At 48.5% G+C, this 16211-nt stretch carries 9 protein-coding genes; 4 read left to right on the plus strand and 5 right to left on the minus strand.

What is annotated here, in order from left to right; genetic code table 11:
- Positions 1-63 precede the first annotated feature (63 nt).
- Positions 64-2697 (minus strand): CotH kinase family protein, encoded by a 2634-nt coding sequence (locus Q0D52_RS02545; RefSeq protein ID WP_294379958.1) that lies wholly within the window; start codon positions 2695-2697, stop codon positions 64-66.
- A 193-nt stretch (positions 2698-2890) separates the two neighbouring features.
- Positions 2891-5917, minus strand: coding sequence for a DUF4422 domain-containing protein (locus Q0D52_RS02550; RefSeq protein WP_294379959.1), 3027 nt, complete (start codon positions 5915-5917; stop codon positions 2891-2893).
- Positions 5918-6197: 280 nt separating this feature from the next.
- On the opposite strand from Q0D52_RS02550, the gene Q0D52_RS02555 reads away from it, so the two are divergent.
- The 4 genes from Q0D52_RS02555 to Q0D52_RS02570 all read left to right on the plus strand — a co-directional run bounded on the left by Q0D52_RS02555 (position 6198) and on the right by Q0D52_RS02570 (position 12704).
- Positions 6198-6986: an ABC transporter permease gene (locus Q0D52_RS02555; protein ID WP_294379960.1), complete on the plus strand. Its 789-nt coding sequence runs from the start codon at positions 6198-6200 to the stop codon at positions 6984-6986.
- A 9-nt stretch (positions 6987-6995) separates the two neighbouring features.
- Entirely contained in the window at positions 6996-8834 is a 1839-nt protein-coding gene (locus Q0D52_RS02560) for an ATP-binding cassette domain-containing protein (protein ID WP_294379961.1), read from the plus strand.
- A 714-nt stretch (positions 8835-9548) separates the two neighbouring features.
- Positions 9549-10628 carry an acyltransferase family protein gene (locus tag Q0D52_RS02565; protein WP_294379969.1) on the plus strand — a complete coding sequence of 360 codons (1080 nt, stop codon included), beginning with the start codon at positions 9549-9551 and terminating at the stop codon, positions 10626-10628.
- Between the two features lie 33 nt (positions 10629-10661).
- The gene (locus Q0D52_RS02570) at positions 10662-12704 is read left to right on the plus strand and encodes a DUF6541 family protein (protein WP_294379962.1); all 2043 of its coding nucleotides are present in this window, start codon (positions 10662-10664) and stop codon (positions 12702-12704) included.
- A 94-nt stretch (positions 12705-12798) separates the two neighbouring features.
- Here Q0D52_RS02570 and nrdG read toward each other — a convergent pair whose 3' ends face one another.
- The 3 genes from nrdG to Q0D52_RS02585 form a co-directional block, all read right to left on the minus strand.
- The gene (nrdG, locus tag Q0D52_RS02575) at positions 12799-13353 is read right to left on the minus strand and encodes an anaerobic ribonucleoside-triphosphate reductase activating protein (RefSeq protein WP_294379963.1); all 555 of its coding nucleotides are present in this window, start codon (positions 13351-13353) and stop codon (positions 12799-12801) included.
- A gap of 217 nt (positions 13354-13570) precedes the next feature.
- Entirely contained in the window at positions 13571-14155 is a 585-nt protein-coding gene (locus Q0D52_RS02580) for an NAD(P)H-dependent oxidoreductase (RefSeq protein WP_294379964.1), read from the minus strand.
- 435 nt (positions 14156-14590) lie between these two features.
- Positions 14591-15871 carry a PLP-dependent transferase gene (locus tag Q0D52_RS02585; protein ID WP_294379965.1) on the minus strand — a complete coding sequence of 427 codons (1281 nt, stop codon included), beginning with the start codon at positions 15869-15871 and terminating at the stop codon, positions 14591-14593.
- Positions 15872-16211: the final 340 nt, after the last annotated feature.

A 16211-nucleotide genomic window follows, 5' to 3' on the forward strand; every position in this document is an offset into this window, starting at 1 on the left:
ACACCGTTCCCGCAAAGAGAAGCGGCCGACATCCTGTCGGCCGCTTCAAACTTTAATAACAGATTACGCAACCAACCTGCCTGAAGCATCGAACTTGTATAGCTGGCCGCCAATGGAGCGCAAGCCCGTCACCATTTCGCCGGAGCTGGCGCACCAATACCAATCACCATCGTACGCTATCCACCCTGTTTGCATAGCACCCGAGCCAGACAGCATGTACCATTTTCCGGACACGTTGCTCCACCCTGTCTTCATCGCCCCAGACGAAGGGTCGAGATAATACCATGCACCACCAACGAATTGCCATCCGGTAGACATAGCGCCAGATCCGCTGAGATAATACCAGCTATCATTATCTTCCTGCCATCCAATCGCCATAGCTCCGGTATCTGTAAGGTAATACCATGCGCCGTCAACCCAGCGCCAACCGTAAACAAGCGCCCCTGAGCCATCAAGATAATACCAGGATCCATCAACATACGCCCAATCAGTGCGCATAGCGCCATCTTGACCTAGGTAATACCAAGAATCACCAACGAACCGCCAGCCACTGTGCATAACGCCCGATTCGCTGAAGAGATACCAGGAACCACCAACAAGATTCCATCCAGCAGACATGGCTCCAGAAGAGCCCAGATAATACCATTCACTACCGATAAATCGCCAGCCTTGTGCCATAGAACCGGACCCATCCATGTAGTACCACGACGATCCGTCCGCCACCCAGCCGGTGACCATAGCTCCGGAAGACCTTAAGTAGTACCAGGTGCCACCGTCGCTAAGCCAGCCCGTGCACATGGCGCCCGATTTGTCGAAATAGTACCATGTGCCGTTAACGCAGCACCAGCCAACCTGCATGCGTCCGTCCAACATGTAATACCATGTCCCTTTGTCATCGACCCAGCCATTACGGCAAGGTGTTCCATCAAGATATGGGGTCCATCCGTAGACACCATCCCAGACCCAGGTACAGTACGACCATGAACTTTGCGCGTAAAACGAATCCATGTAGTCTATACGTTGCTGAGCGAAGCTTCCAAGATCTGATACATACGTCTCCCAACTTTTCCCGTCGACTCGATCAAACGCAAGCCATTCATCGTCAAGCGGGGCAAGGCCCCAAAGCACCTGATCCATCGCCTGTGAAGCAGCTATTTCCTGAGCGTAATACGATATGGAGCGCAGATTGCCATTCGCCGTTGACGCCGAGGCATCCCCTAATAGCACTTGACGCACAACAGGAGCAAGCTTTGTCTGCTCCACTTGACCCAATTCTGAGAGCAATGCGGAATTTCCGCTCAAGAATGTTTGGGCAAACACACCGCATGTGTTGGCATATCTCAACCCAAACGTTCTATCGCAATCCCAAATAGGCCCTAAGTAAATCTTTCCATCATCTTGCGGGGTATAGAAATACGAAGACGAATACAAATAGTCCCCATCCCAAATAAAGTCTTCCGTCAAACCAGTTGCAATAAGCGAATCAATGTCGAACACGTCATAAACGCTTTTTCCGGATGCATCATCGATTCCACCGTTACGGGCAGCGGTAAAGCCGATGTCAAATAATTCGCTGATATACTTCGCCTCAGAGTTAGTTGCTATCTCAGGCGTATGTATGATAAACGAATGGGAGCTTGCGTTAAACATGCTTAGCTCTCCTGACGCCGTTTTGTCATCGAGCTCGATCAGGTATCCGCCGGAAATATTATCGGGATCGTTCAAGCCGAAAACATACGAGTATTCCTGGCCGCGATCATTCAAAGCATGTTCGCGATAGCTCCATGGGTTTTCGATTGCGTCCGAACCCTCGTTCGTGCTTTCGTTCGCATCATCCAAATCACTAATATCAACACCGTACTTCTCTACCTTGACTTTTTCTGTAAGCAAATAGCTTCCACGATACTCACCGTTGTAGTAGAAGTCGCATGGTTGACAACTCGGCGTTGCTAACGATCCCATATATCTCGCGAGATTGAAGCTAATAGTGTTGCGCAGCAACGTTGGATCCGCGGCATTAGCCAATAGCAACCATGTTTTACTTTTTTCGCCTGTTCCAAGCGCATCCGCTTTTTTCTTCAGCTTAACCTGGTACGGTTTTTTATCGCATGCAATCCATGTTGAATTACCACGACCGCGAATAAATTCCATATCAGCATCGACGGCAATGGAACCATCAACATTGACCACGCTAAACGCACCGGTGTCTTTTACCGAATGAGATGGACTCGAATCAACATACGATCGATCGTGCTGCGTATTCACGAAAACCGAGCGAATCCCTTGCGATTGATAGAGAAAGATGCGCTGACGAGACTGCCCGTCAGTTGACACCCAAATACTTGATTCGTTCGAAATCAATCTTCCATCAGCTGATGCCAACCCGAATTCAGCTAAATCGACACTGCCAACAACTGGGCAAAGTGGACCGTCTTGACTATCAGACAGCCACAACGAACCAGTAGAAGAGACGACGGATAGTTTTCGCGTATCAACCTGAGACGGCAAGAACAGGCATTCGTTCTCGTCAACCTCCTGCACATGAACTTCTTTGCCGCCTGGCAGCTCAACCCATAGTTGGTCAGAGGCGATAGCGGCGTATGCCAGGCCACACGATCCCCCGAGAACGACGCCGATGGATACGATAACGGAAGCGACGATACATATTGCATATCGCTTCATAATCCCAAATCGCATATCAACCTCCTTATACCCGAATAACATCCTCTGTCTATAAAGAACAACTCTTGCTTGCTTCTAAACCCTTATTTCACAGACCTGAATCCTCGAAGCAAGCACCATTCTACCAAGGCTCATGGACGCCACCGATTTCGGAACGTTGGGTATGGACCGAAGATTCAAAGCCGAACACAGGGGAACAGAGCAGAAGCTACTTCAACCCTCGAGCAGCGCGCCCAATCGACTTCAAGACCTCACGCCGCCTAGACCCAAATGGAGCGATTGGATCGACGACCCTACGCAAAGGACTATCTTCCGACACAACGCATTCATGATCATCTATTGCAGCTTGCTCCGCTATCATCAGCTTTACAGCTTCCGCATGCAGCATACTGCTCAGCTGAACGTAGAAGGGAGTGTCCTTTGCATACTCCCAATATAGGTCGAACCTATCACAGCCCATCACCTTCCAGGGCTTTTGCGCACCAGCATAGTGAACAATCTTCTCGTGATTTCGTGAATCATTAAACGCATCGAAAATAGCACACGGAGCAAACGAGAATACGTTACCAATACGACCAAAGCAATCCGTCATAACATTCCAGTCATAGTCAAGGTATTTCACGCGACCTTGGCAATGCGCATTGAGGATATCCTGGTCGTTGTAGATATAGCGGTCGTCAGAGGCAAACTCGAGCCACTTCTCCATAGGATGAAGTTTCCTCATGGCCTTCGTATTCAAGACAAGCACGCCAGCTTGGAAGTAGTCATACGGCTGATGCATGCCAAGCACTTCTTTTGTGTAACGCATGCGAACGCCGTCTTTCATATTGAGATTACCGCAGTAATCGACATCTCGCACCGCAGCAAGCAAGTTATCGCCCAAATCAACCGAGAACAGCTCGGCAACATCTCCCTTGACAATCAAATCAGAGTCAAGGTAGAGAACCTTGCTGTAATACGGCAAAAGCTCTTGGATAAGGAAGCGATAGTACGTTTCATTGCTGATATGCGGATTGTTCGTCGTCAATTCATACTGATCGACAAATCGAGAAACATCACAGAACTGCAAGCCAGCATTCTCGAACTGCCCAAAAAACGCCTTCATCCTCTCTTGGTTTTCCCACTCGATGCCCTCGTGAAGCACCACAATGTCATAACGGTAAGCATCAGAGGCATTCTTGAGCATCGAGTATATCGTCGTAGTGACCATGGGTACGTAATTGTTATCCGACGCGAACACCACCGGAATCACCGGCCTATTGTCATTTCCACAGCTCAAAGCCATAGGCAGATAATACCTGTCGGGCTTTGTGAAATGCACGCATTGCAGTTGCTTCATTTTCCAGCCAGCACCTATGCGCTCATGATGAAGCAGATAAATGTTAAGCAATCGCTCCGCCAAATGGCCCGGAGTGCGAAGCCCCTCTTTGCTATACAGGTTCATATCCGCAGAAGCAACGAACTCTTCCAGAAGAGGGAATAACCACGCGCAGTAGTCACGGAAGATTCCCTTCTTCATGATGAACATATTGCAGAAGCGCCCGGTATGGCCGGCAAGAAACGCCTTTGCATCCTGCTCATATTCGGGATGGCGGGCAACCAAGATATCGATTACCCGATCAAGGTCTTCAACGAACAACTTCGGAGCCGCATCATACTGGGAGCGGATAGTGGAGTTTTCGCCCATGTAGGAACGAATGTCCTCCACAGGCGTCGTAATCACATCATAGTTCTTAACAACTTCGCGAACACGAGCGTCCTCAAGCATGTACTCACGCTGGGAAACGACGTCAATGTAGTCATCCATGACTTCACCGTACGCGTTCTCCTCATGAGACGTGTCAGAAAAATCAAAGTAGCGACGATAGTGACAAAACCCAATATAATCAGCATCGACATTTTTCCATGCCCAATACTGCGTCGTAAGCTCGCAGTACATGGGATTCAAGTCTGAGATGCTGTCACCTTCATCATCGCGCAGCGCCCACATGAAACGTTCATCGGTGCGCGACGCCCCAACTTGAACAGGCTGAAATACCTGACTATCAAATAGTTCAACGGACTTATGCGCAGAAACGAAGATGCGAATCGGTTCGTCTTCGAACCTGCTAACGCGTTCCATTTTGCGAATCGAACGAATATGATCATCGACGGCCGAGAGGTATGAAGCAAAAGCAACACTCGTAGCGCTATCGCCACCTACGATTTGATACGCCGCATCGCGCCAACCCTGAAGAAAATCGGCACTCGGCCCCTTGTCAGTCTTTAGCTTTTCATACGAAGCATCACGAGCGCAACGCATTATCTCAGATGCGACAATGGAAGGATTAATAACAGAAGCCGCATCTTCAATAGAAAGCAACTTCTCGTCATCTACAACCCGAACTCGCCAATCATTAAATAGTAGCTGCATTAATTTTCTCTGAGCCCCATTTGCGGATGCAAGCAAATCCGCCGCTGAATAGCTATCGGCATATTGAGATATTTGACAAGCACAAGCCCAGAACGATGCCGCAACGGATGCAAATTCGGTTCGCCTCCACGCAGACGTGCCGTTTAGCCCTCTGCCAAGATGATATCGAAGACCGACAATGTCATTACGAGTCATTTGCTTTGTTGCCAATGAAGAAATCACAAACATCTCGAAAGCGTCTTCCGCACAATCGAGACGCTGAAAAGGCATTTTCGAGAAGGCAGTTTTCACCAATTGTGCAGAAAACACCCTTTGAGGCATTCTCCAGTCCTGACGATAAGCGCCATTTCCGCCAAATATCGCCGAGAGAATATCCGGGCCTTCCAGCACTTCAACCGGCTGATTGACAAATGATTCGAAAGAAGAACGTAGCTCGCCGGGTACACCCTCCCCGATAACGCGAACCCCAAAGTGAAGCATGTCGGCATCTTGCTCTTCTCTCAGCACGCAATCGATTTTGCTTAGCAGCCCTTCTTCGAATTCATCATCAGCATCCAAGAACAGCACGTATTCGCCAGAGCACGTTTCCAACGCCGCCCTATGCCCAAGATGCAATCCTTCGTTTTGGCGTTTAGTTGTGATCGTGATTCTTTCGTCCTTCTTGGCGTAATCCGCAAGAATATCTGCAGTCCCATCGCTGCTTGCATCATCAACGACAATAAGCTCAAAGTCAGCAAAAGATTGACTAAGCACGCTATCAAGACAGCCATGCAGAAACCGGTCACCGTTGTAAACAGATACGCAAATCGAAAAACGGGGCACCGTCTACTCCTTTCGGATGAAGATTGTTTGCACAATACATTATCAGTCCAATACTCCTCAATGATATCAATAACGAATTGCCGATGACGCGGCCTTCCGCGAAACACCGTGGTCAGCATACAAAACCACCGATGAAAGCAAGCGATTTCAAAAAGGCTACGCCACGCAACAGCAAATGATCCTCTTTGGGTGAAGCCCCACGGCGGACGAGATCTCTTCTTTTATACGGTAGAATGTAGCAGGCAAATGACGCTTACTCAAAGCGAAGAGGATATAGGCAATGACAAACAGGACAACCACGCAAACCGAACTCCAACGAAATTGGTTCACGATATCTTCCCTTGTTTCTAAAGACTTCAAGCTTAAGTACCGCAGAAGCATTTTGGGTGTTGCTTGGTCGGTGCTCAATCCGCTGTTGATGATGTGCGTCCTTGCTGCGGTGTTCACCAATGTTCTTAAGTTTGGCGACGTGGCCAATTTTCCTATGTATCTGATTCTAGGCAATGTACTGTTTGCCCTAATGTCCGATTCAACGGGATCTGCCATGACTTCAATTCTTGAGTCAGCCCCCCTTATAAAGAAAATCAAAATCTCCAAAATGATTTTCCCGATTGAGAAGGTGTTGTTTCAGCTTGTCAATTTTGCGATATCGCTTATTGCCGTCGTAATCGTCATGGTGTTTTTTAGAATCGCACCCACCATTAACCTGCTTGCCTTGCCGCTCTTGCTAATCTACATGCTGCTGTTCTGCAGCGGTTTAGGAATGCTCCTTTCAGCGCTGGCGGTCTTCTTCCGCGATGTTTGCCATTTTTGGGGCGTCATTATTACTGCGTGGACCTACGCAACGCCCCTTTTCTACCCCGTAAGCCTTCTGCCAAGCTGGATGCAGGCAGCAGAGGCGTTTAACCCCATGTACCATTACGTCTGCTATTTCAGGGACATCGCCATGTATAACACCATGCCAGGACTGCGAGAAAACCTTGTCTGTCTCGGCATCGCCGTTATCACCTTTGCTGTGGGATTCTTGGTATTCCGCAAAACCGAAAAAAAGTTCATCCTCTACGTATAGGCGGGCACCATGCCAACAAACGTTAACACCACTCCCCTCGCAATAGCAACCTCGTCCGATGACGCAAACGACAGCCGCCCGGTGATGGTCGATGTCAATCATGTTTCCATGGTTTTCAACATGGCCAGCGAGCAGCTAAACAGCATCAAAGAGTACGTTATCGCCATCGCTAAGCGCGAACTCATGTTCAAAGAGTTTCGCGCACTTGACGATGTGTCGTTTACCGTAAGAAAAGGCGATGTGTTCGGCATCTTGGGAACCAACGGATCCGGAAAATCGACCATGTTAAAGGTCATAGCCGGCGTACTCGAGCCCTCCGAGGGAACATGCACCATTAACGGCAACATAGCACCGCTTATCGAGCTTGGTGCCGGTTTCGATATGGAGCTAACCGCGCGAGAGAATATCTACCTGAACGGCGCGCTACTTGGCTATTCGCGTAAGTTCATTGACGAACATTTTGACGAAATCGTCAGTTTTGCGGAAATCGAAAAGTTCCTCGATATGCCGATGAAGAATTATTCTTCGGGTATGGTTGCACGAATCGCATTTGCAATCGCTACCGTAATCATCCCCGACATTCTCATTGTCGACGAGGTGCTTTCCGTTGGCGACTTCATGTTTCAGCAGAAATGCGAGCAACGCATTCAGAAGCTCATCAAAGAGCACGAGGTAACCGTTTTGATCGTTTCCCATAGCAACGACCAAATCGAGCGTCTGTGCAATAAGGCAATTTGGATTGAAAAAGGACACGCCCGCATGATGGGCACTGCAAGCGAAGTGTGCCGCATGTACCGCCTACTCGGAGGCCATGTCGGAAGTCAGGAAGCGGAATCTAAGGTTGTCGAAATGATTAACCGCGACATCTCCTATCCCGACAACATCGTCACCACGTTATGCGGCGACGACAGATACAGCTCTGCCGCGAAACTAATGAAATCGGTTCCGACCAAGCGAAACGACATAGTCATTCTTGCTCCCGGGGATTCGATCCCCTCTTGTGTTGTTGCATCTTCACTTTCAGGGTTAATCGAATGTCCGTTCCTTCTTACTAAGCAGAACTCGATCCCCAACAGCACTGCAGATTTACTTAAATCATATGATGCAAACAAAATCATAGTTATAGGCGATATCGAGAACGAAGGTATTAAGCGTTCGGCACACGACCACGGACTTAAAAGCGAGATCAGCTTTATCGCTGCCGAAAATCCCCAGGAGCTTTCTGCAGCTGTGTACGATTTCGGCAGCGCATTTGCTGACTCAAGCTGGAGCAATACGTTGATTCTAGTAAAAGACGACCAAAACGGTGATTTCATCACGCAGCTACCATATGCCTATGCAAGTCAAGCCCCTGTTCTCATTGCGAATGAGGCCGGCAAACTTTCTGACAAACAAAAAGCAATCCTGAGCGAAGTGCAAAACGGAGAGGTTCTTTCCTTTGGCATAAACGCACAGGATCTCGAAAACGAACTCGGTCTGAGCCAGCAAAACGTCACGGTGCATGATTTCCTGGACGATGGCCCGTATAACGTTAACTGCCATTTTACAGAATGGCAGTTAACCCATACCAACCGCAAGATCTCGGCAGAAACCGCGCTCGTAGCGTCTGTCTGGGACCCCTTTGACGCACTGCTTGTTGGACCATACGCAGCATATAACGGCTATCCCTGCTTTTTGGAGGACCCACAGGATCTTGATAGCGTATACAGGATGTTCATTCTGCTTAACAACCTCAAAGGTGCCGTTTCAAAGATGGAGGTTCTAGGCAACAATTCGCTTTACACGCAACTCGACAAGCAAATCTTGGCAAAAGCTATAATGAACGCGAAGAGCAACAGCAATATTTAAGTGATGCTTGCAAGACTCATGAGATTACGAAGCCCTGAAATAGAATCACAGAATTCAAGCACAAGAACGTTTTGGTTAAGCCAAACCTTCTTAAGTCAAAACCGTGCGCTGAATCTATCCTAGCCTGTTACCACTTGGGGTGGTTTCAAAAACAGGGGCAGACCAATAATCAAATTCGTAACGCTATCGAAAACCAAGCACCCGGCAAACTGCACTAACCGGCTGGCGCTATTACCGCCAGCCGAGCTTGATCGAGAAGGGCGATGGGCGCGTCATCACAAGATCGATATCGAAGAAAAAAGCCTCTGGACATCACCGTCAATGAGAGCTTCTTCGAACCCTCGAAGGTCAATGTTTTAAGAGGGAAGACCCGAGCAAGTAGAACATCGACGGATACATGGACGCGAAGGATGACTGCATTCGCTAGTGCAACAAGCTGCGAACAAGGCGTCGGGCAGAGATATGACCCGTGCAGTACACAAGCAATCCCCTAGGCATAAGCGTTTTCGTACGGAAAACGCCAACACCCCCGCTTCAAACCAAAACCGAAGCTCGCAGCGGGCAATAAAGCAACGACAGCTTCATGATTAAACCTAAGCAAATGCATCAACGGAAATGGTGCTGCATTTGCTTAGGTCGACCACCCGTCTATTCTAAGGTATAATTCAATATTTGATTGTTTGCCTTATATTGAAAGAAAGGGTGAGAGCGACAATGGAACGCAGTGTTCGACACTATTGGATAGACTTATTGAATGTTATTGCCTGCTTTGCTGTTGTTGTACTCCACTGTTCAACAAGTATCTTCATGAATACCGGTGATACGGGATGGATGATTGATGTCGTATATCAATCAGTCTGCATTTTTGCTGTACCCGTGTTCTTCATGATTAGTGGAGCAAATTTATTAGGTTATCGAAAAAAATACGACACAAAAACCTTTTTTGTTAAAAGATTCAAAAAAGTAGTGTTCACCCTTTGCGTAGCTAGCGCTATAGTCTATATAGTTATGCCGTTAATCAGGCATGCTGTTGCTGGATACCCAATCGACATCTCTTTATGGGGATTCGTGGACGGACTATTTCATAATACTATTTGCGATGTCTATTGGTTTTTCTATGCCATACTCATGCTGTACCTTATCACGCCGTTGTTTTCTCTGATTGTCGACAATAAGCGCATGCTGCAATACGCAATAATCATCAGCGTGGTTTCAACAATGGTCATTCCCTTGCTAAATCGTTTTATGCCTACTGAAGGCTTCTTCGATCTTCTTGCAACGCCATATCTTGAAGGATGGATTACGTATTACCTGATTGGGTATTATTTACAACATCATTTATCGAAACGAACTCCAATTCCCGCAGTCGCAATAATGACGATTGTATCGTGCGGAATCATAATGGCAATGACATATAAAACGAATATTGGACATACCGTCTTATCCGGTTGTTATCAGCCTTATGACAGTTTTTACGCAAAAGCAAGCTCCCTTTTTGCACTCTTGTATTCGATCGGCATCTTCCTATTGCTGAAGACTTGCAACAATGCAATAGGCGACTTGAGCACATATGGCGCAATACGTTCCCTGTCCGGCCTTAGCCTTGGAGTTTATGCCGTTCACATGCTTGTCATCAATAGCCTTGATCTCTTTGTCCCCCACCGGATCATATGGGATTTGGGCTTGAGGCCTTTCATCGTATTCGCAATATCTCTTGCCCTCGCTTGGTCAGGGGTAAAAATCATGGCTCTGCTTCGCACGTGTACTAGCTTCGTGTTTAAACAATCTGAGTAGTTGTTTCTTCGTATAGGTTAAGGAATCAAAGCAATGTGGACTACCTTCTTTGTTTGCTATGCGTTTGCCCTTGTTATTCTAATTGCCCCTGGCGCTCTGTTCCTAAAGGGTTTTTCATTCAACTTACCAAGTGCAATTGCCTGTGCTGCGCCGATCTCCGTTGCAACATATGTTGTCTTAGGCCAAGTATTCTGGATTATGCAGTTAAGCATAAGCGGAACGTTTCTATTTATCGCAGCATTGACGTTAGCAGCAGTCATCGCATTGGCTTTAAAAAGACTTACCTATGATACGGCTGGACATCTTCCAGTAACTACAATGCCAGAGCATACATTGCTAGCTTTTGGCTTGTTAATGGCATTTGCAATTGTTGTGTACTCGACCGTAATGCCACTAGATGGACCTGAATCTTTTTCGCAGCATTCTGACAATATGGCACATCTAGGATCTATCATCTCCATGGCGAAAACAGGTTTTTATTCGACGTTTAGCGCCAGTAGCTACTTGGCAACCCCTTTAAACCAAATTCCCGTTGAAACCTCTGCATCCTTTTACCCCGAAGGATGGCATATTATATGCGCAATGGTTTCCTCTTCTATGGGCGTTTCTGCCCCGATGGCTGAAAATGCGGTAAATCTAGCTTTTGCCGGAAGTGTGTTTCCCTTAGGGGTATGCATATTATCAGAGGCTGTGTTTTCAGGAAGCCAGAAAACTATGCTACGTTTTGCAGCAATTGTCTTAAGCACGTGCTTTGTGGCGTTTCCCTCCGGAATGTACCTGTTTGGACCGTTGTATCCCAATGCAGCTTCCTACTGCTCGCTGCCAGCTCTTCTGTATTTATTTATATCTGTCACCAATTGTCTTGGCGGAAGAAAAGCTGTTTTAACATTTTCCATTGTTGCTTTTGTCTATGCAGCTGTTGGAGTTGCCGCTCTTCAGCCCAATGCCATATTCACAGCAGCAGTAGTGCTGACACCTTATTTGATTTGGAATATTAAGTATATATTTTCACGTTTTAAGACAACGGAACATCTTTCGAACGGAATTCCTTGCACATTAATCAGGTTGGGAATCGTTTGCACTGTTCTACTTGGATGGTATTTCCTATACAATTTGCCCTCCTTCCAGAGTGTTGTTTCGTTTCCTTGGCCTTCGTTTCTTTGTTTGAAAGACGCTATTGTTAGCGGTGCTGATTTAGGACTTCGATTTGGCACACCACAGCTTCTGCTCTCAATTATTGTCTGGATAGGCTTGGCCTGGACGCTCGTGAACCACAAATATGAATGGATTACCGCTAGCTTTATCATTTTTCTTGTAATGTATATTGTAGGAATATCAAGCGAAGGATTCGCAAAAACCTTCTTAACAGGCTTTTGGTATAACGATCATTGGCGCACATCTGCTTCTCTCGTCTTTCCTGGGGCTTTGTTGGCAAGTATTGGCTTAAGCGTAATTGTTCGCACAATTCTGCGCATCTTGGATTACAAAGCTGCCTCAACAAACGGCGACACAGTTGTTAAGACAGCCATTTCTTTGCTGGTCGTATTAACTATTATTTATCCTTCATTTGTCACAAATGGGTCGCAAGTAATTACAGCATTTGGTAAGTCGCGCGACACATTGGAACAGCTGAATAAGCTAAGCGAGAGCAATTCTTATAGTGATGCAGATGATAAATTTGTTCAACGAGTTGTATCAATTGTTGGTAAGAATGATTTAGTGATTAATATTCCTGCAGACGGCAGTATTTCTGCTTATATGAAATATGGCCTGAATTGTTATTTCAAATCTTATGGAGAAGGAGACAACACATCCACATGCAATACTATTGTTAACAGCCTTTATGAATACAGTTTCAACGAGGAAGTGAAATCTGCAATAAGCAATACCGACGCGAAATATGTATTATTACTTGATAGGAATGGGTTCATACGCAACGGAGACTCCCTATGGTCAACCGATGGCAGCATGAACGAGTCTGATTGGCAGGGCATTCTACAGCTCAATGATAATACCGAAGGTTTTGAACTAGTGATTTCGGATCAAAGTAGAAAACTTTATCGGATTATCAGATAACAAAACCGCTAATTGAACGCGGGAATGCGAACTTTTACCTAGACCATTTGGTTAAACTACTGGTCCGTACTCCCGCACAAGTGCTACCCGTCCCCTAAACCACCATCACATGGCTCACGAACTGCGGATCATCTCGCCAGGGTTTGACTTTACCCTGGGCCAACGTGGCCGGCAGATCGATGATTCGCTGGTTCGAGGACCCCCGGAAGCGCAGCGTGATGTCGTGGTGCGCCTGCACAAACGGGCCGTCTACCAGTACATCGATAGCAGCAAGCAGGCGATCGGTCACCTCAGTATGACGCGCGCTTTCGGGGTTCTGCAAATCCTCAAGCAGGTCGCCCGTGTAACACCAAACCGTCTTCCCAGGATACATTTCGCGCACGCGCTCGACGAAATCAACCAATGCACGCTGATTTTCCGGCTCCATAGGCTCGCCGCCCAAAAGGGTCAAACCATCAACGTATTCCGATGCCAGGCTCTCGAGAATCTCATTCTGCACCTCAGGCGAAAACGGCTTCCCGGCCGTGAAATCCCACTGCTCAGGGTTGAAGCAACCCGGGCACCCATGACGGCACCCCGACACGAACAGGCTAGTGCGCACGCCTTCGCCGTTGGCGATATCGAAATATTTGATCTCAGAGTAATTCATATCCCACCAGCCCCATTCGCATAGCACAGCAGCGGTATCAATAAGTTGGTATATCCATCATGATTCTTCGCCCCGCTACGCGCAACCCATACCACCCGCGTTCCGGCAAACGGCCGCATCCGTGCAGCTCAAAAGCCCGTCCAGAGCTCGCATCAAAGTATCACGCACAAGCACCAAACCCATCTGAATACAGCTTCCAACCGCGCTCAGGCTAACCCTACTCCCCAACAAGCGCAGGAATGCCAGCGATCGCAGCAGCAACCGCCGCATCAACATCAGTAGTTGGCACGTCGGTGGCATTCACGCTAATGCAGTCAGCGGCCCCAATGCCGTAAACCTTCGCCAGACCCTTCACGTTCTGCCAGCCCAGGTCCTGCTCATCGGTCGTAAAACCACCGCGCGTTGTAATGTAATGCAATTTGCTAGCTCGGCACATCCCAACGGGACCATGATCGGTATAGCGGTTCACAATGCCAACTACGCTGATGTGCTCGAAATACACCTTCAGCAATGCCGGGTAAGCGCCCTCCCAAAACGGCGCTGCAATAACGATCTCATCAGCCTCAGCAAACTGATGCGCCAAATCGAACATGGCGTCATCAAAATTCTCCGCATAACGCAATTCATTGCGATGCGCCAACGTTTTCGATGTCAGCGGAAGAAGACCCAGGCCTTCAAGAACCAACTGTTCAAGAACAAATTCACCAGTAGACAGCAAATGCTCAACCAAAGCATCCGCAATTCGCTTCGTGCGCGAAGTCTCACGCAACACACAACTGTCGATATACAGCAGCTTCTTCATCAGGCCCACCATTCTCTTTGTCCTCGAACCCAACCGTCTCGTCAACGGTACCACGGCTCAGCCCAAACCACATAGCAAACCTCAAGAACCGATACGGAGAACGCAGGCAAACTGGCTAAAGGGCAATTTGCCCTGCCCGTCACTAGCCGGCCCCTTGGAAGCCACAACCCATAATGCAAAAGCGGCTTGCCGCACACAACCGACAAGCCGCTCATACACTCCGCGGAACCATTCGACACGATCAGCGCAAATGGCAAAATCCAAATGGGCTAAAGGTACCGCCTCAAACTATTTACGAACATCTCGCAAAGCACAAATGCCAGACAGATTCCTAAGCACGGCCGCAAAGGTCTGGTTCAAATGCCTGCAAACGCAAATCAGGCAACAATCATAGCAGCAGGCGCAACCTTTCCACTAGCCTGCGGTCAATTAACATTACACCGTTGCGAGCGCCTGCTCCAGGTCGGCCAGCAAGTCCTCGGTAGACTCGATGCCGCAGCTCAAACGCACCATATCCGGAGAGATACCGCAAGCCACCAGTTCTTCGTCATTCATCTGACGATGTGTGGCATTAGCCGGATGCAACACGCAGGTACGAGCATCGGCAACATGCGTGGCAATCTGAGCCAACTTCAGGCTCTTCATAAACTGCTCGGCAGCAGCACGTCCACCCTCAAAACCAAAGGACACCACGCCACACGTCCCATTGGGCATGTACTTTTGAGCCAACTCATAGTACGGATCGCCCTGCAAACCGGGATACCTCACAAAGCTGATCTTCGGATGCGCCTGCAGGAACTCAGCGGCAGCCTGACCATTCTTACAATGCTGAGGCATCCGCACATGCAGGCTCTCTAGACCAAGATTCAGAATGAAGGCATGCTGAGGGCTCTGCATCGAGCCGAAGTCACGCATAAGCTGCGAGGTGCATTTCGTGATGAACGCGCCGCCCTGCCCAAACTTCTCAGCATACACAACCCCGTGGTAGCTCTCATCGGGAGTCGTGAGCCCAGGGAACTTATCAGCATGCGCCATCCAGTCAAACGTACCCGCATCAACAATGCAGCCGCCAACGCACGCACCATGACCATCCATGTACTTGGTGGTGGAATGAGTAACGATATTCGCACCCCATTTAATCGGGTTGCAGTTAACCGGCGTCGGGAACGTGTTGTCCACGATCAGCGGCACGCCATGAGCATGCGCCGCATTGGCAAAACGCTCGATATCCAGAACAGCCAGCGCAGGGTTCGCAATCGTCTCGCCAAACACGCACTTAGTGTTCGGGCGGAAAGCGGCTTCAAGCTCCTCGTCAGAGCAATCAGGGCTCACAAACGTGCACTCGAGACCCATACGATGCATGGTATGAGCCAGAAGATTGTAGGTACCACCATAGATAGCGCTAGATGCAACAACATGATCGCCAGCACCAGCAATATTAAACACAGCGAAGAAGTTCGCAGCCTGACCAGAGCTGGTCAGCATGGCAGCAGCGCCGCCCTCCATCTCGCAAATCTTCGCAGCAACGTAGTCGTTGGTCGGGTTCTGCAAACGAGTATAGAAGTAGCCGGATTCTTCCAGGTCAAACAGCTTACCCATATGCTCCGAAGTATCGTACTTCCACGTAGTGGACTGATAAATCGGAATCTGACGCGGCTCCGCATCGCCCGGACGATAACCACCCTGCACGCACGTAGTGCCCATATGCTCGGTCATACCAACTCCTCATCTCAACAAAGCAACATCGAAACATGATTATGTTGCCGAACAATTAGTATGCCTCATCAAACCCACCAAAACGATGACCAACTATACGAGAAAAGGAAAACTCCAACGAATTCGCCAGGCAATGCGCCCCTACGATCCGAATCGATGCTGAAAGGGGTAAACCGGCACGAGTGAGTATAAGCGACAACGAAAATAGCAATGAGGCCGCAGGAGATATCCCTGCTGGGTCCGGTCCGAAGTCAACCCATCAAGCCCCAAAACGCAAACAGGCCCGCAAGGGGACGATCCCCTTGCGGGCCTTCTCGGCGCGTGCGGCGCGCGGGACCGC

Source organism: uncultured Senegalimassilia sp., assembly GCF_934630535.1.
Taxonomy (GTDB): domain Bacteria; phylum Actinomycetota; class Coriobacteriia; order Coriobacteriales; family Eggerthellaceae; genus Senegalimassilia.

Coding starts and splice junctions, on each gene's coding strand:
- Q0D52_RS02545 (WP_294379958.1), bottom strand. CDS start 2,697: ATGCGATTTGGGATTATGAAGCGATATGCAATATGTATCGTCGCTTCC.
- Q0D52_RS02570 (WP_294379962.1), top strand. CDS start 10,662: ATGTGGACTACCTTCTTTGTTTGCTATGCGTTTGCCCTTGTTATTCTA.
- Q0D52_RS02560 (WP_294379961.1), top strand. CDS start 6,996: ATGCCAACAAACGTTAACACCACTCCCCTCGCAATAGCAACCTCGTCC.
- Q0D52_RS02555 (WP_294379960.1), top strand. CDS start 6,198: ATGACAAACAGGACAACCACGCAAACCGAACTCCAACGAAATTGGTTC.
- Q0D52_RS02585 (WP_294379965.1), bottom strand. CDS start 15,871: ATGACCGAGCATATGGGCACTACGTGCGTGCAGGGTGGTTATCGTCCG.
- Q0D52_RS02565 (WP_294379969.1), top strand. CDS start 9,549: ATGGAACGCAGTGTTCGACACTATTGGATAGACTTATTGAATGTTATT.
- Q0D52_RS02580 (WP_294379964.1), bottom strand. CDS start 14,155: ATGAAGAAGCTGCTGTATATCGACAGTTGTGTGTTGCGTGAGACTTCG.
- nrdG (WP_294379963.1), bottom strand. CDS start 13,353: ATGAATTACTCTGAGATCAAATATTTCGATATCGCCAACGGCGAAGGC.